This is a genomic window from Proteus sp. TSJ240517, from assembly GCF_047921575.1.
Taxonomy (GTDB): Bacteria; Pseudomonadota; Gammaproteobacteria; order Enterobacterales; family Enterobacteriaceae; genus Proteus.
The window spans coordinates 69,824-85,782 of record NZ_JBLRMH010000007.1; the positions used below are offsets into that span (position 1 = coordinate 69,824).

15 protein-coding genes are annotated in these 15,959 nt (G+C 39.9%); 10 read left to right on the plus strand and 5 right to left on the minus strand.

The genetic code is table 11. From position 1 onward, the window contains the following. The first annotated feature begins 24 nt into the window (after positions 1-24). From ACNARN_RS12635 to recG, 6 genes are all read left to right on the plus strand, one after another. Complete coding sequence (locus ACNARN_RS12635; RefSeq protein ID WP_088494339.1) at positions 25-642, plus strand: trimeric intracellular cation channel family protein; 618 nt, start codon at positions 25-27, stop codon at positions 640-642. 305 nt (positions 643-947) lie between these two features. Beyond that, positions 948-1,571: a guanylate kinase gene (gene gmk, locus ACNARN_RS12640; RefSeq protein WP_006534608.1), complete on the plus strand. Its 624-nt coding sequence runs from the start codon at positions 948-950 to the stop codon at positions 1,569-1,571. A 54-nt stretch (positions 1,572-1,625) separates the two neighbouring features. Further along, a complete protein-coding gene (gene rpoZ / locus ACNARN_RS12645; protein WP_006534607.1) occupies positions 1,626-1,901 on the plus strand; it encodes a DNA-directed RNA polymerase subunit omega in 276 nt (91 codons plus the stop codon). Positions 1,902-1,930: 29 nt separating this feature from the next. After that, complete coding sequence (spoT, locus tag ACNARN_RS12650) at positions 1,931-4,057, plus strand: bifunctional GTP diphosphokinase/guanosine-3',5'-bis pyrophosphate 3'-pyrophosphohydrolase (RefSeq protein ID WP_196534064.1); 2,127 nt, start codon at positions 1,931-1,933, stop codon at positions 4,055-4,057. Between the two features lie 2 nt (positions 4,058-4,059). Next, positions 4,060-4,782 carry a tRNA (guanosine(18)-2'-O)-methyltransferase TrmH gene (gene trmH, locus ACNARN_RS12655; RefSeq protein ID WP_198626304.1) on the plus strand — a complete coding sequence of 241 codons (723 nt, stop codon included), beginning with the start codon at positions 4,060-4,062 and terminating at the stop codon, positions 4,780-4,782. A 4-nt stretch (positions 4,783-4,786) separates the two neighbouring features. Further along, positions 4,787-6,874 (plus strand): ATP-dependent DNA helicase RecG, encoded by a 2,088-nt coding sequence (recG, locus tag ACNARN_RS12660; protein ID WP_416304525.1) that lies wholly within the window; start codon positions 4,787-4,789, stop codon positions 6,872-6,874. Positions 6,875-7,035: 161 nt separating this feature from the next. On the opposite strand, the gene gltS is transcribed toward recG, so the two are convergent. Continuing rightward, on the minus strand, positions 7,036-8,253 hold the full coding sequence (gene gltS, locus ACNARN_RS12665) for a sodium/glutamate symporter (protein ID WP_109374336.1): 1,218 nt from the start codon (positions 8,251-8,253) through the stop codon (positions 7,036-7,038). A 241-nt stretch (positions 8,254-8,494) separates the two neighbouring features. Between gltS and ACNARN_RS12670 the strand changes: the two genes are divergently transcribed. From ACNARN_RS12670 to ACNARN_RS12685, 4 genes are all read left to right on the plus strand, one after another. Continuing rightward, positions 8,495-9,886 carry a uracil-xanthine permease family protein gene (locus tag ACNARN_RS12670; RefSeq protein WP_198620073.1) on the plus strand — a complete coding sequence of 464 codons (1,392 nt, stop codon included), beginning with the start codon at positions 8,495-8,497 and terminating at the stop codon, positions 9,884-9,886. A 157-nt stretch (positions 9,887-10,043) separates the two neighbouring features. Further along, positions 10,044-10,598: a hypothetical protein gene (locus ACNARN_RS12675; protein WP_198620074.1), complete on the plus strand. Its 555-nt coding sequence runs from the start codon at positions 10,044-10,046 to the stop codon at positions 10,596-10,598. Positions 10,599-10,698: 100 nt separating this feature from the next. Further along, complete coding sequence (locus ACNARN_RS12680) at positions 10,699-12,375, plus strand: AsmA family protein (RefSeq protein ID WP_198626302.1); 1,677 nt, start codon at positions 10,699-10,701, stop codon at positions 12,373-12,375. Between the two features lie 87 nt (positions 12,376-12,462). After that, complete coding sequence (locus ACNARN_RS12685; RefSeq protein WP_198620076.1) at positions 12,463-12,702, plus strand: hypothetical protein; 240 nt, start codon at positions 12,463-12,465, stop codon at positions 12,700-12,702. Positions 12,703-12,790: 88 nt separating this feature from the next. Here ACNARN_RS12685 and rluF read toward each other — a convergent pair whose 3' ends face one another. The 4 genes from rluF to yihX form a co-directional block, all read right to left on the minus strand. Further along, a complete protein-coding gene (gene rluF, locus ACNARN_RS12690; RefSeq protein ID WP_416304526.1) occupies positions 12,791-13,672 on the minus strand; it encodes a 23S rRNA pseudouridine(2604) synthase RluF in 882 nt (293 codons plus the stop codon). A 183-nt stretch (positions 13,673-13,855) separates the two neighbouring features. After that, a complete protein-coding gene (fabY, locus tag ACNARN_RS12695) occupies positions 13,856-14,770 on the minus strand; it encodes a fatty acid biosynthesis protein FabY (protein WP_100159682.1) in 915 nt (304 codons plus the stop codon). A gap of 36 nt (positions 14,771-14,806) precedes the next feature. After that, the gene (gene dtd / locus ACNARN_RS12700) at positions 14,807-15,244 is read right to left on the minus strand and encodes a D-aminoacyl-tRNA deacylase (RefSeq protein ID WP_072064855.1); all 438 of its coding nucleotides are present in this window, start codon (positions 15,242-15,244) and stop codon (positions 14,807-14,809) included. A 67-nt stretch (positions 15,245-15,311) separates the two neighbouring features. After that, positions 15,312-15,929 (minus strand): glucose-1-phosphatase, encoded by a 618-nt coding sequence (gene yihX / locus ACNARN_RS12705; RefSeq protein ID WP_109373676.1) that lies wholly within the window; start codon positions 15,927-15,929, stop codon positions 15,312-15,314. Between the last annotated feature and the right edge of the window lie 30 nt (positions 15,930-15,959).

A 15,959-nucleotide genomic window follows, 5' to 3' on the forward strand; every position in this document is an offset into this window, starting at 1 on the left:
AAATAGTCAGAAAATTAGAAAATCATGTTACTTAGTGTTCTCTATATTATTGGTATTACAGCAGAAGCCATGACGGGTGCACTCGCTGCTGGTCGTCGTAAAATGGATGTTTTTGGCGTAATTATTATCGCCTCTGCAACTGCCATTGGTGGTGGATCTGTCAGAGACATTCTACTCGGCCATTACCCGCTGGGTTGGGTAAAACACCCCGAATATATCGTCACTGTTGCATGTGCTGCTGTTATCACCATGTGGGTTGCACCTATGATGAAACACTTACAGCGACTCTTTCTTATCTTAGATGCCATTGGCCTAATGGTTTTCTCTATTATCGGCGCACAAATCGCACTCGATATGGACTATGGCCCAATTATTGCTGCTATTGCTGCGGTGATTACGGGTGCTTTTGGTGGTGTATTAAGAGATATGCTTTGTAATACCATTCCTCTGGTTTTCCAAAAAGAGATTTATGCCGGTATCGCTTTTGGTGCTGCGTGGCTTTATATGGGATTACTGTTTTATACACCGTTACCAAGAGACGTCATTATCATCATTACCCTAATTGCTGGGTTAACAGCTCGACTTCTCGCTATTCGTTATAAATTGGGCTTACCTGTCTTTAATTACGAGAATCAAGATTAACGAATCGCTGTTTTAACGACAGCGGTTCTTTTTGATTCTGTGGGGTATCTCAAAATATAATCTCTTTTCGCTATTGTGATAAAAGGTAATTCCTATCACTGAGCCTTTAATTGTATGTTAATATTGACATAGTTTAATTTTTCTCTTGTTTCTATATTAAGAAAATAGAATGTAATAAGAAAAAAATGGCCCTGTATTAAACATGGGCACTGTATGTCATTCATTGTATGTGTATACTATATGGGGGATTTGCTCCCTAAACATGTATTTATACTTAATTCTCCAGTCAAATTCAGAAAGTCATCATGATCCAAGGAACACTTTATATTGTTTCCGCTCCAAGCGGTGCGGGTAAATCAAGTCTTATTCAAGCGCTGTTAAAAACACAGCCTTTATATGACACGCAGGTTTCTGTCTCTCATACAACCCGCCCAATGCGACCGGGAGAGAGCCATGGTGAACATTACTTCTTTGTTACTGAAGAAGAATTTAAAAGCATGATAGACAGCGGGGATTTCCTCGAACATGCTTGTGTTTTTGGTAATTATTACGGAACTTCCGGCAAAGTTATCAAAGAAATCTTAGCCAGTGGTGTCGATGTCTTTTTAGATATTGACTGGCAAGGCGCACAGCAAGTGCGTAAAGCGATGCCTGAAGCTCGCAGTATTTTTATTCTGCCACCGTCAAAAGAAGAGCTTTACCGCCGACTTCGTGGACGTGGGCAAGATAGCGAAGAAGTGATTACAAAACGTATGTCACAAGCTGTATCGGAAATGGAACATTTTAATGAGTATGATTATTTGCTGATTAATGATGATTTCAATACCGCGCTTGCTGATTTACAATCAATTATTCGTTCAGAAAAATTACGCCTTGATCGTCAAACGCTACGACATGGTGATTTAATCAGCAAATTATTGGCAGACTGAGTTAACTTTCAGTATTATGCCCAGTCATTTCGTTAATGGTGGAGTAACACAAATATGGCACGCGTAACCGTTCAAGACGCTGTAGAGAAAATTGGTAACCGTTTTGACCTCGTTCTGGTCGCAGCACGTCGTGCGCGTCAGTTACAAGTTGGCGCTAAAGATCCTTTAGTTCCAGAAGAAAATGATAAAATGACTGTTGTCGCGCTACGTGAAATCGAAGAAGGCCTGATTAACGGTAAAATTCTTGATGCTCGTGAACGTCAAGAGCAGCAAGAGCAAGAAGCAGCAGAATTACAAGCTGTTTCAGCGATTGCGGAAGGTCGTCGTTAATCGTTTTATAAAATAGGGGTAGGTCTGCCTTGTACCTGTTTGAAAGCCTGAATCAAATCGTTCAAAAATACTTGCCATCGGAGCAAGTCGAACAACTTAAAAAAGCCTTTATCGTCGCCCGAAATGCCCACGAGGGGCAAACTCGTTCAAGTGGTGAGCCTTATATTACTCACCCTGTTGCGGTTGCGTGTATTCTTGCAGATATGCGATTAGACCACCAAACGCTGATGGCGGCGCTGTTGCATGATGTTATCGAAGATACACCTGCAACCTTCCAAGATATCGAAAGCCTCTTTGGTAGTACGGTCGCCGATCTTGTTGAAGGAGTCTCTAAACTTGATAAATTGAAGTTTAGAGATAAAAAAGAGGCTCAGGCTGAAAACTTCCGTAAGATGATTATGGCGATGGTAAAAGATATCCGCGTCATTTTGATCAAGCTGGCAGACCGAACTCACAATATGCGCACACTGGGATCATTACGCCCAGATAAACGTCGCCGTATTGCTCGAGAAACACTCGAAATTTACAGTCCTCTTGCACACCGTTTAGGTATACACCATATCAAAACAGAGCTTGAAGAGCTGGGTTTCGAGGCGCTACATCCTAATCGCTACCGTGTAATCAAAGAAGTCGTTAAAGCAGCTCGAGGTAACCGTAAAGAGATGATTAATAAAATCCTCTCTGAAATTGAAGGTCGCCTGACAGAAGCGCATATCGAATGCAAAGTTAACGGTCGCGAAAAACACCTTTACTCTATCTATCGGAAAATGTTGTTAAAAGAGCAACGTTTTCACTCGATCATGGATATTTACGCCTTTCGCGTTATCGTGAAAGAAGTCGATACCTGTTATCGCGTTTTAGGTCAAATGCACAGTCTTTATAAGCCTCGTCCCGGTCGAGTTAAAGACTATATTGCAATCCCAAAAGCCAACGGCTATCAATCTCTTCATACCTCACTAATTGGCCCTCATGGAGTGCCAGTTGAAGTACAAATTCGTACTGAAGATATGGATCAAATGGCAGAAATGGGGGTTGCAGCACATTGGGCTTATAAAGAGCAAGGTGAACAACCGGGCACAACTGCACAAGTTAGAGCCCAACGCTGGATGCAAAGTTTACTTGAATTGCAACAAAGCGCAGGTAGCTCATTTGAATTTATTGAGAACGTAAAATCAGATCTCTTTCCTGATGAAATCTACGTTTTCACGCCAGAAGGTCGCATTGTTGAATTACCAACAAGTGCAACCCCTGTCGATTTTGCTTATGCCGTACACACAGATATCGGTCATGCCTGTGTGGGTGCTAGGGTTGATAGACAACCTTATCCACTTTCACAATCGCTACGTACTGGACAAACGGTTGAAATTATTACTGCTCCGGGTGCAAGACCGAATGCAGCTTGGCTAAACTTTGTCGTCAGTTCAAGAGCTCGCTCTAAAATCCGACAACTTCTAAAAAACCTAAAACGTGAAGACTCTATTAATTTAGGTCGTCGTTTACTCAATCACGCATTAGGTGAGCACAAGCTTGCTGATATTTCAGCTGAAAATATTGAGCGCGAGTTGAAGCGTATGAAGCTTCATTCAATCGACGACTTAATGGCTGAAATTGGTTTAGGTAATACTATGAGCGTTGTTGTTGCGCGTAATTTATTGATTGATAGTCAAAATCAAGATGAGAACGCACCAACAGAAACATCTAATGATGAAACACCTAAACTCCCAATTAAAGGTGCTGATGGTGTATTGATCTCCTTCGCTAAATGTTGTCGCCCTATTCCGGGTGATCCTATCATTGCACATATTAGCCCAGGTAAAGGTTTGGTTATTCACCATGAATCTTGTCGTAATATACGTGGTTACCAAAAAGAGCCTGAAAAATTCATGCCTGTCGAGTGGGATAAAGAGATCAACAGTGATTTCATCACTGAAATTAAAGTTGATATGATTAACCACCAAGGCGCTTTAGCAAACTTAACCGCAGCTATTAATGATGCAAACTCGAGTATTCAAAGTATGAATACCGAAGAGAAAGATGGTCGCGTGTATTGTGCTTTTATTCGCTTAACCGCGAAAGACAGAATTCAATTAGCCAATATCATGCGTAAACTTCGCATCATGCCAGACGTTCTGCGCGTTAGCCGTAATAAAAACTAGTCATGAATTCAATTCGATATGCCCGCATCTGCCAAATGATGGCGATGCGGCAGCCTGATCTTACCGTTTGCCTTGAAGAAGTGCATAAATCCCATAATGTTGCTGCTGTTATAAGAACAGCTGATGCTGTGGGTATTCCTAAAATTCATGCTATTTGGCCTGAAGAAAAAATGCGGATGTTAGTTTCACCTGCGGCTGGGAGTAACAGTTGGGTCAATGTAGAAACTCATCCTACGATTACAGATGCAGTTAGCGCCTTTCGCACCCAAGGTATGCAAGTTCTTGCGACTCATCTCTCAGATAAAGCGGTTGATTTCCGTGAGATTGATTACACACGCCCGACTTGTATTATTATGGGGCAAGAAAAAACGGGTATCTCACAAGATGCTATCGCGCTTGCAGATCAAGATATTATTGTGCCGATGATGGGAATGGTACAATCCCTAAATGTTTCTGTCGCCAGTGCACTAATTTTATATGAAGCACAACGCCAACGTCAGGCTGCGGGTATGTATAATCGAACAGAAAGCACCTTAACGGAAGAAGAACAACAAATTCTTCTCTTTGAAGGCGGATACCCAGTATTGGCAGAAGTTTCTCGTCGAAAAGGACTGCCTCGCCCTTATATTAATGGTAACGGTGAGATTGAAGCACCTGAGTCATGGTGGGCAGAAATGCAAATGACGCAAAAACAACTTAGGAAATTAAAAAAGACGGAGTATTGATCCCATGAAAGGAAAACTGCTTGATGCAATCCCCTTAACCACTCTTCACGGCGTAGGTGCAAGTCAGGCAGACAAGCTGGCAAAAATAGGGCTTGTGACTATTGAGGATTTGTTACTCCACCTTCCTTTGCGTTATGAAGATCAAACACACCTCTATGCTATCAGCGATCTGCTTCCCGGCATTCCGGCCACTGTTTCAGGTGAAATTCTAAGAACCGAAGTCACTTTTGGTCGACGAAAAATGATGACCTGCCAAATTTCTGATGGCTCTGGCATTTTAACCCTTCGCTTTTTTAACTTTACTGCCGCAATGAAAAATAACCTTGCTCAAGGTAAACAAGTCACTGCTTATGGCGAAGTTAAACGGGGAAGCCGTGGACCAGAAATTATTCACCCTGAATACAAAATCAAAGTTGCAGGTTCGGAAGTTAAACTGCAAGAAACGCTCACGCCCATCTATTCAACAACAGAAGGCTTACGCCAAACATCACTACGCAAATTAATAGAGCAAGCCTTAGAATTACTCGATACCTGTGCTATTAACGAATTATTGCCCGAACAATTTATTCATGGTTTACCTCCGTTAGCCACGGCATTACGCACTCTGCATAATCCTCCACCTGATATCGCTTTTGCGGAGCTTGAGAAAGGACAGCACCCTGCGCAAAAAAGGCTAATTATTGAAGAATTACTCGCCCACAATCTAGGTATGCTCAATGCAAGAGCTGGCGCACAATCTTATCGTGCAGAGCCATTGTTTATGCCAAGTACCTCTACGTTACGCCAACAATTTCTATCATCACTCCCCTTTACCCCTACGAATGCACAACAACGTGTCGTCCATGAAATAGAAATAGATTTAGAAAAAGACTATCCGATGATGCGGTTGATCCAAGGGGATGTAGGTTCAGGTAAGACTTTAGTTGCAGCACTAAGTGCATTGCGTGCTGTTGCTAATGGCAAACAAGTGGCTTTAATGGCACCAACAGAATTGTTGGCAGAGCAACACGCATTAACCTTTAAAAAATGGTTTGAGCCTTTTGGTATTCAAGTGGGTTGGTTAGCAGGAAAACAGAAAGGAAAAGCGCGTGAAACACAGCAAAATGCCATTGCTAATGGTGACGTTTCCATCATTATTGGAACGCATGCTATATTCCAAGAACAAGTTAAGTTTCACTCTCTAGCCTTAGTGATTATTGATGAGCAACACCGCTTTGGCGTACATCAACGTCTCGCGTTGTGGAAAAAAGGCGAAGAGCAAGGCTTTCATCCCCATCAATTAGTGATGACAGCAACGCCGATCCCTCGAACATTAGCGATGACAGCCTACGCTGATATGGACACGTCTATCATCGACGAATTACCGCCGGGGCGCACACCTGTTACTACTGTCGCTATCCCTGATACTCGCCGTAATGACATTATTGAACGCATCAGGCTGTCTTGCACAGAAGAAAAGCGACAAGCCTATTGGGTATGTACCTTAATTGAAGATTCTGATGTTCTTGAAGCGCAAGCAGCTCAAGTTATCTATGATGAGCTTACAATTGCACTCCCTGAAATCAAAGTGGGATTGGTACACGGGCGAATGAAACCCGCAGAGAAACAAGCTGTAATGGCCGCATTTAAAGAAAATGAGCTTCAACTTTTAGTCGCGACAACAGTGATTGAAGTCGGTGTTGACGTACCTAATGCAAGTTTAATGATCATTGATAACCCAGAACGACTGGGACTCGCACAGTTACACCAATTACGCGGACGTGTAGGCCGAGGCGCTATCGCCTCTCATTGTGTCTTGTTATATAAAACACCACTCACTCAAACAGCACGTTTGCGATTGCAGGTATTAAGAGATAGCAATGATGGTTTTGTGATTGCACAAAAAGATCTCGAAATTCGTGGTCCTGGTGAGCTTTTAGGCACTAAGCAAACGGGTAATGCACAATTTAAAGTCGCTGACTTGTTACGCGACCAAGGACTTGTTCCTGAAGTTCAACGTATCGCTCGTTACCTGCATCAACACTACCCTAAGCATTCTCAAGCCTTAATCGAACGCTGGCTGCCTGCCAAGACACAATATAGCCAAGCTTAAGGTTACTTTTTTGCATGGCTTAGCGTGCGTTTCATCTCGCTTTGGGTTGATCTTGAAATATTCGTAAGTTAAATACACATAGAAAAACACCTCAATGTCGATATTCAACATTGAGGTGCTCTTTAACGTTTTTGAAACTCTTTTAATTTATAGCAACCAAACTACCCTGCAACTATAGGCGTAAAAAACGGTAGCATCAGATACAGTTTAATCACTATTGCATTCACAATATCAATAAAGAATGCACCGACCATAGGTACGACCAAGAACGCAAGATGAGACGGTCCAAAACGGTCTGTTACAGCTTGCATATTTGCAATCGCCGTTGGTGTAGCACCTAAACCAAAACCACAGTGACCTGCTGCTAAAATCGCGGCATCGTAGTTTTTTCCCATGACACGGAAAGTTACAAAAATGGCATACAGTGCCATTACACCTGCTTGAACACCAAGGATAACCAGCATTGGTATCGCCAGTGACGCAAGCTCCCATAATTTCAAGCTCATTAATGCCATCGCTAAGAATAACGATAAACTCACGTTACCTAAGACTGATACCGCTCTATCAAAAACACGGTAGAACCCAAGCATTGAAAGGCTATTACTTAAAATAACACCAATAAACAGAACGCACACAAAGGTCGGTAATGAGAATGCTGTACCTTCTAACAGTTGAGAAAGGAACGTACCTGCCATTAAACAGATAGAGATCATCGCAATAGTTTCTAATAAAACCATTGAAGTGATCATTCGGCCTGTTGTCGGCTTCTCAAACGCTGTTGGCATTTCATGGTCGTCAGCACCTAATCCTGGCGTTGGGATATTTTTGATTAAGTAGCGTGCAACTGGGCCACCAATCAATCCACCTAACACTAAACCAAAAGTAGCACAAGCCATCGCCACTTCAGACGCGCTCATAAAACCATAATTTTCAACAAAGGTTTTACCCCAAGCAGCCCCTGTACCATGACCACCCGATAATGTAATCGAGCCAGCAAGTAATCCCATTAATGGATCAAGACCTAACATTTCTGCTAATGCAATACCGACTGTGTTTTGTACTAACAACAGTCCAACAACAACAAAGATGAAAATAAAAAGCGCTTTTCCTCCCGCTTTTAAGCTTGCGAGGTTTGCGTTTAAACCAATTGTTGCAAAGAATGCCAGCATTAATGGATCTTTTAATGAGAGGTCAAAACTCACTTCCCAGTCCATAAAAGATTTGAATGCTAATAGAAGAACAGCAACAAGTAGCCCACCTGCAACGGGCTCTGGGATCGTATACCGTTCTAAAAAAGGAACAGATTTCACTAACTTACGTCCGATCAAGAGAACCAAAGTGGCCGCAACCAGCGTGCCATAAACATCAAGATGATACATTTATGTACCCCGTCTTATTTGTTAATTTTATATAAAAATACTACGACGCTAAGTTCATCCATAAACAACGCCAAAAGCAGGTATCCCCGATTAGAAAAAAAAACGGAGACAAACACAAGTTAAAACATATAAAAATGTGAGCACCTCTTATGCATTTTGATAACATCATTTTTACGCAAACGATTGCTTTTGTGGCGCAGATCATTAAAATACCGTTTTTGTCGAATAAGAAATTCACACCATGGTTACTTCAGAAAATCAAAATTTGCCTAAAAATAGTGACGTTTCAATTAAAAAAAATAGCGAACTTCTTTTTGCTTTAGAAGAGAAACCGCCATTACCACAAACACTTTTTGCTGCTTGCCAACATCTCTTAGCCATGTTTGTTGCGGTTATCACACCTGCGATCCTCATTTGCCAAGCATTAGGATTACCTGCACACGATACTCAACGCATTATCAGCATGTCTTTATTTGCATCAGGCATTGCCTCTCTTATTCAAATTCGGGCATGGGGACCGATAGGTTCAGGATTGTTATCAATTCAAGGTACTAGCTTTAATTTTGTCGCACCTTTGATTATGGGCGGATTAGCGCTAAAAAATGGAGGGGCGGATATTCCAACAATGATGGCGGCACTTTTTGGTACATTAATGGTTGCCTCATTAACCGAAATCGTCCTTTCTCGCGTCCTTCATTTAGCAAGACGCATCATTACACCGTTAGTTTCAGGTGTCGTAGTGATGATAATCGGTCTCTCTTTAATTCAAGTTGGATTAACCTCTATTGGTGGTGGTTATGCAGCCATTGAAAATAATACCTTCGGTTCACCACAAAACCTGTTATTAGCAGGCTCTGTACTTATTGTTATTATTTTACTTAATCGACAAAAAAATCCTTATTTACGCGTTGCTTCTTTGGTCATTGCAATGGCTGTGGGTTATGTTCTTGCTTGGGCTTTAGATATGTTGCCCACACCAGCAGAACATCAAGAAACACCTTTCATGACTATTCCTGAACCCTTTTATTATGGGTTGTCATTTGATTGGCATTTGCTTATTCCTTTAATGCTGGTGTTTATGATCACATCACTAGAAACCATTGGGGATATTACAGCAACTTCAGATGTTTCAGAGCAACCCGTTAGTGGTCCTTTGTATATGAAACGTATTAAAGGGGGCGTATTGGCTAATGGAATTAACTCTATGGTTTCGGCATTTTTCAATACCTTCCCAAATTCTTGTTTTGGTCAAAATAATGGCGTTATTCAATTAACAGGCGTTGCAAGTCGCTATGTAGGTTATGTTGTTGCCGCAATGCTCGTTATCTTAGGCTTATTTCCATTCGTTGCAGAATTTGTGCAAAGAATTCCTGAACCCGTATTAGGTGGAGCCACATTAGTTATGTTCGGTACGATAGCTGCATCTGGTGTACGTATTGTTTCCAAAGAAGCACTAAACCGCCGAGCCATCATGATCCTTGCGATTTCACTTGCAGTAGGATTGGGCGTTTCACAGCAGCCTCAAATCTTGCAGTTTGCACCGGATTGGCTAAAAACATTGCTGTCCTCAGGTATTGCTGCTGGTGGTTTAACTGCCATTATTTTAAATCTTATTTTTCCACCAGAAAAATAATCATTAATTAGCAACATAATAATAAAGCGCTATCTTCATAATAAAAAATAGCGTTTTATTTATTACTTTTAGGCTAATGGCATTTTTATAAAAGCCTTTTCCTTTTAATTACAGTAATTAATATTCATCTTCTTACTAAAATTCAAAGGAAAATAAGATGCCAATACCTCTTACCCCAATGACAAACACTGCACTTGAATACTTAAAAAATCACCCATCTACTAAAGATTTTCATATACAAACTATTGGGCAATTTTTTACTTATCTCAAAGATTCCATTCTTTCATTGTTTAATAGTGACCATAAATTTGCTTATTTAGGAAATAAGTCTGTTGCTGAATTTAACTTAAAGCATATCAACATAGATTTACACACGTTTTTAATAAATCCATGCCTGAATAATCCTGCCAATAAAGACAAAGCAGATGCCCTTCAATATTCATTTAATTACTTACAAAATCAATCCAGTACTACACCTAATCTCTACGATGTTTATCGCTCCGGAAATATCGAGCCTAATGAGTTAATATCTCAACTTATTAATTACGGTAATAAGTTACATCAAAGAAAATTAACCGTCGAAGAAACCCAGTACTCTCAATCCGTTATAGAAATACTTAAAGAAGTGAATAAGTGTTTAGAAAAATTACCTAAGCCGTCACCACATACACAAAGCTTGATCACGAGGATATCCGAGATAACTAATAAGTAGGCAAAATCTCTTTGATTTATCCGATGATGACTTGAGCATCGCTCAGTTTTCAGGCATAACTGTATACTGTTTTGATGGAGTATAAAACAGGAGAAAGGTTATGCGCTGGCTGATGAAAAGTTTGGTATCTCTGATACTTATCGTTATTTTATTTATTATTATAATTTACGCTTTTATTCAGACTCAGTGGGGCGCACAAAAAACCAGTGAATGGCTGACACAATACACTGACTATGATATTCGCTTCTCAGGTATTGAGCATGATCTTATGCAACCCGAACAAGTCATTGTTCATGATCTCCTCGTTAATCCTAAACAAGATAAAGCCACAGTATCGGCAAAATCAGCGCAAATTAGATTGAATTGGCAATTTTTTACCACACCATCTCATCTACAAAAAATCACCTTAGAAAACGGTTCAATTAAGCTCACTGGTAAATCGCCAGCCATGCCACTAAGTGCTGATATTTTGCAATTTAAAAATATGGCATTGAGCAACAATACTGTGGATATCACGTTTAATGCTGACAAAATAACAGGTGGTATTACACCTTGGAAACCAACATTAAATGATGTTATTGGTGCGGGTCATTTCCAATTTTCGATTGCAGAAGGCTCAATAAACAACAATCATTTTAGTAACTTTATTATTTCCGGTGAATACCAACCCGATAATATTCAAATAGAGAAACTAGGCACCCGCTTACTCAGTGGTTCACTTTCATTAAGTGGTCAATATCAAGATAATCAATGGAAATTTGATGAAGTTTATATGAATGGCTTGCGCTGGCAATCCTCGCAAACCTTTAACGAATTAATTCAGTCTCTCTCTGAATATCCCCGTATTAGCATAAGAGCACTCAATATTGTTGATTTTACTGCTGAAGGAAAACAGTGGGCAATCAGTGGATTTGATGGGCAATTTTCTCAGTTTAGTTGGGATAACGCTCTTTCATTTACAACTGGTGAACTCAATACAAATGACGTTGTTTTTCAAGATGAACACTTCACTGATCTTATCGCAAAACTCAACCAGCAAAACAATCAACTTAATCTAGATAACCTCAGTCTACGCTATGAAAAAGGCTTAATTAAGCTTGCTGGTCATTGGAATAAAGACAATAAAACCATCACTATCCAAGACGCCACACTATCAGGCATTTTATATACGCTACCTGAAAATTGGCTCAACTTTTTAGCTAAACCAATAGATAACAAGAGTAATATTCAAAATATCACTATCGAACAGTTATCTATCAATCAATCTATCTTGATTGATATCACACCAGAATTTCCATTCCAATTCACCAACTTAACAGGAAAACTGCGAAATTTAGTGGTTGCAAAAGAAGGTGAATGGGGATTATGGCAAGGTTCAGCCATATTAAATGCCGATAGTGGTACGTTAAATCGCATTGAATTACGTCGCCCTGATTTAAAAATTGTCACTCAACAAGATAACGCTATTGTTGAGCAATATTCAGCATTTATTGGTAATGGCATTGTTCGAGGTTCAGCAGGTTTAGTGCAATCTAACCAACAGCGCCAATTTTCACTTATTGCTAATGGTCTAAATGTACCTTTATCAACGCCTTATACATTAGGTTTAAAAACAACCTACTCTGATGAAATAGGCCAGTTCACACTAAAATTGAAAGGTGATTTACGTTCAAACCCAGTGGCATCAACACTTAATGGCACATTAACGGGAAGTAAAGATGAACAACAAATACTCAACTCAGTGATACAAAATGGCGAGATAATTAATCACCTATAATATTGATCTTTCGCAGGAGCACGGATTGCTCCCTTTATAAAAAGCGTTACAATGCGCTAATGCCCTTTTCTTTATTGTGGAGTTTTCATGTCTGACGAAGATTTTTCCCCTGAAAAAATATCTTTAAATATGTTTCAACAATCTCCTTTAACTGCACTTGAAGACAACAGCACACTGCTTGTGTGTGATGACAATAAAACTCCGTTGTTCTATTGCCTTTCTAAAGAAGACTATGATGTATTAATTGAGCGAGTTATGGATGCAGAACTTGCAGCGATCGTACTTGAACGTCGCCAAAATAAATTAAATGAGCTTAATTTAGACTAATTTTATCGATGCAATAATTTGTCTTAAATAGAACAAACAAAAAAACACCCTTTCAGGTGTTTTTTTTATCGCATTTTCACAGATAAAATTAACGTTTTTTCTTTTTACGACCAGGCTGAACAAAACGCTTACGGGAATTATTTTCCGTTTCTTTGGTTTTTGTTTGAGGAATATGAATACCCAATGCTTTCGCATTACTACTAATTTGTTTTTTCGGCTTATTTTGCTTTGGTTTTGGTGACGCTTCAGAAGTCGATTTTTCAATCGCTTCAAATAAGGTAATGAGTTCATCATCGGTCAGATCACGCCATTCGCCAACAGGTAATCCCGATAAGCTTACATTCATAATGCGAATGCGTTCAAGCTTAGTGACTTCATAACCAAAATATTCACACATACGGCGAATTTGGCGATTTAATCCTTGAACTAAGGTAATACGAAACACCATCGGCGCTTCTTTCTTGACCTTACATTTCTTGGTTTTTTGTCCCATGATAGGAACACCCGCACCCATTCCATGAATAAATTCATCTGTGATCGGCTTATTCACTGTCACAAGGTACTCTTTTTCGTGATCATTACCTGCACGTAGGATTTTATTGACTAAATCACCGTGGTTGGTCAGAAAAATCAATCCTTGTGAATCTTTATCTAAACGCCCAATTGGGAAAATACGGGTACTGTGGTTAACATAGTCAACAATATTATCTTTTTCGCCATCATCTGTGGTACTCACAATACCCACAGGCTTATTCAGCGCAATCAAAACCAGCTCAGAGTTATCCTGTGCTTCAATCAATCGACCATTGACTTTGACTTCATCGCCAGCAAATACTTGATCGCCAATACCAGCGCGTTTGCCATTAATAAGGACAAGTCCTTGCTCAATATAACGGTCAGCCTCACGACGTGAGCAGATCCCGCTTTCACTGATATATTTATTAAGACGAGTAGATAAATTGGTGTCCATGCTTCCCTCCGTAAACTGCGAAATATACATCAATTGGATAGCGATAGAAACTCTATAACACCAGCATTCAAGAATAGATTTTTTATACTCTGTTTTTTTAATAAAAAACGCAGAAAATAGAAAAGGTAACCCAAAAGAAAATAGTGATTTCCCTTTAAGTTACTCTAAAGATAGATAGCTGAATTAGCACTGCTTATTTTGTGAAGGTAAAACAATATAAGTGCCGCTAAAAACAGCACCGACACCTTCATCACCACAAATATCGACGTCCAACTTAATACGTGCCTTGCTTCCCTTCGCTAGTCGCCCTAAATCCCCACTTAAATTTTCCATATCAGCAACGGCAGCAGGACGCCCTGATACAGGTTTGCGGTAACGAATATGTGCATCCACCAGCACAATATCACCTTGCAACTTATGTTCTTGCATTAATAGCCAAATCAATCCCCAACCTGTTAATGTTGCGAGTGAAAATTGGCTACCTGCAAAAATAGTGTGATGAGGATTTTGATTTCCTGCTTCAGGGATAGTGGTATAAAAACGGGTTCCTGTGTATTGAGTAATACGTAATCCCATTTTTTCACTTAAAGGAATATGTTGATGCCATTGTTTTTGTAATTCTGCACACCAATCTGGTCGATGAAGAATATCATCCAAAGACTCAATACTTTTTTTCATAAAAAAGTGCTTAATGGGTGTCGTTTGAGGACCTGTCACTAAACCACAATTTTCATAACCTAACTTTTCAAAGAAGCTTACAGACTCTTCTCGTGCACTACACACGATCCGTTTTATACCTTCTTGGCGAGCAAGCGACTCTAGCGCCATAGCCACTAATGTGCCTAAACCTTTACCTTGTGCATCTGTACGCACCGCCATAAAGCGAATAGCACCTTCATTGTCGGCATTAATATAGAGTCGCCCAATCGCAACGGGTTGTCCTGTTTCATCAACAACCATTTGATGATGAGCAAGAGTGTCATAACCGTCTTTTTCAGAGCCTTCAGGTTGATGTAGAGGTTTACGAAGCATTTCCCAGCGAAAAGCATAATAGGCATCAAATTCTGCCTCTGTCTTTGGGGTCCGTAAATGGTACATATCTGAGCTCCTTTTAACACGACTGTACGTTTGACGTTATACTTGCAGCCAAAAGGTGACTGGGCCGTCATTAGTCAGTGTGATTTGCATATCAGCAGCAAATTGACCTGTTTGCGTTTCTAAGCCTTGTTGCTGACATTGTTCAATAAAGTAGTGATAGAGATTTTTCGCTAATTCTGGGGGCGCACCGTTCGAAAACCCTGGACGCATTCCTTTTTGTGTTTCCGCGGCAAGTGTGAATTGAGATACAACTAATAGACTACCACCTGCTTGTTGCACATTTAGGTTCATTTTGTCGTTTTCATCACTAAATATACGATAGCCGCATACTTTCTCACATAATCTTTTGGCTTTCTGTTCGTTGTCGTCTTTCTCTACACCTAATAAAACCAATAAACCTTGATTAATAGCGCCGACAGTTTCACCTGCAATATCCACTTTTGCCTGTGTCACTCGTTGAATTAACGCGATCATGCTCTCTCCAAAATAAATCAATAAAAAAGGATAACAAATTCAATCTATTGTTATCCTTACAATAGCATTATTCTTCTACTGGGAGAGAAAAATCATAATCTTTGAAGTAGTCAATGATGGTCTGTTTATCAATGACATGTACACCCTTTATACCCACAGCAATAGCAGCATCAACATTGGCTTTTACATCATCAAAGAAAACGGCATCTTGTGCTTCAACATCTTCAGATTCTAAAACATACTTAAAGAGTTCAGGATCGGGTTTTCTCATGCCAAGATCTTGCGACAAGTAGAGAAAATCAGCAGAAGCCGCGATTTCAGGATAGTGTTCTGGCCAGTAATCTTGGTGTAAACGATTAGTATTTGATAACACCACAACCCGATGTCCTTGCTCTCTTAATTTATTCATTATATCAATGACTTCAGGTCTTACTGCGATAAAAATAGCCTGCCATCCTTCAGCGAATTGCTCAAAGCTTAAGCTCATGCCAAGTTCTGAGTTAATTTCTTCAGCAAATTCGATATCTGTAATATTACCGCGCTCATGTAATTTAAAAACTTCACCGGCGGTGAAATCCTTTTTTATGCTTGCTAATGGAACACCACTCAGCTTACTCCATACTGCGAATACTCGGTTAAAATCGATATCAATAATCACATTACCCATATCAAAGATATAAAGCATAAATCCTCTCCATAATAGAAAACTCATTTT

Coding starts and splice junctions, on each gene's coding strand:
- rluF (WP_416304526.1), bottom strand. CDS start 13,672: ATGGACACCAATTTATCTACTCGTCTTAATAAATATATCAGTGAAAGC.
- ACNARN_RS12680 (WP_198626302.1), top strand. CDS start 10,699: ATGCGCTGGCTGATGAAAAGTTTGGTATCTCTGATACTTATCGTTATT.
- trmH (WP_198626304.1), top strand. CDS start 4,060: ATGAATTCAATTCGATATGCCCGCATCTGCCAAATGATGGCGATGCGG.
- ACNARN_RS12685 (WP_198620076.1), top strand. CDS start 12,463: ATGTCTGACGAAGATTTTTCCCCTGAAAAAATATCTTTAAATATGTTT.
- ACNARN_RS12675 (WP_198620074.1), top strand. CDS start 10,044: ATGCCAATACCTCTTACCCCAATGACAAACACTGCACTTGAATACTTA.
- yihX (WP_109373676.1), bottom strand. CDS start 15,929: ATGCTTTATATCTTTGATATGGGTAATGTGATTATTGATATCGATTTT.
- gltS (WP_109374336.1), bottom strand. CDS start 8,253: ATGTATCATCTTGATGTTTATGGCACGCTGGTTGCGGCCACTTTGGTT.
- ACNARN_RS12670 (WP_198620073.1), top strand. CDS start 8,495: ATGGTTACTTCAGAAAATCAAAATTTGCCTAAAAATAGTGACGTTTCA.
- rpoZ (WP_006534607.1), top strand. CDS start 1,626: ATGGCACGCGTAACCGTTCAAGACGCTGTAGAGAAAATTGGTAACCGT.
- ACNARN_RS12635 (WP_088494339.1), top strand. CDS start 25: ATGTTACTTAGTGTTCTCTATATTATTGGTATTACAGCAGAAGCCATG.
- fabY (WP_100159682.1), bottom strand. CDS start 14,770: ATGTACCATTTACGGACCCCAAAGACAGAGGCAGAATTTGATGCCTAT.
- dtd (WP_072064855.1), bottom strand. CDS start 15,244: ATGATCGCGTTAATTCAACGAGTGACACAGGCAAAAGTGGATATTGCA.
- recG (WP_416304525.1), top strand. CDS start 4,787: ATGAAAGGAAAACTGCTTGATGCAATCCCCTTAACCACTCTTCACGGC.
- gmk (WP_006534608.1), top strand. CDS start 948: ATGATCCAAGGAACACTTTATATTGTTTCCGCTCCAAGCGGTGCGGGT.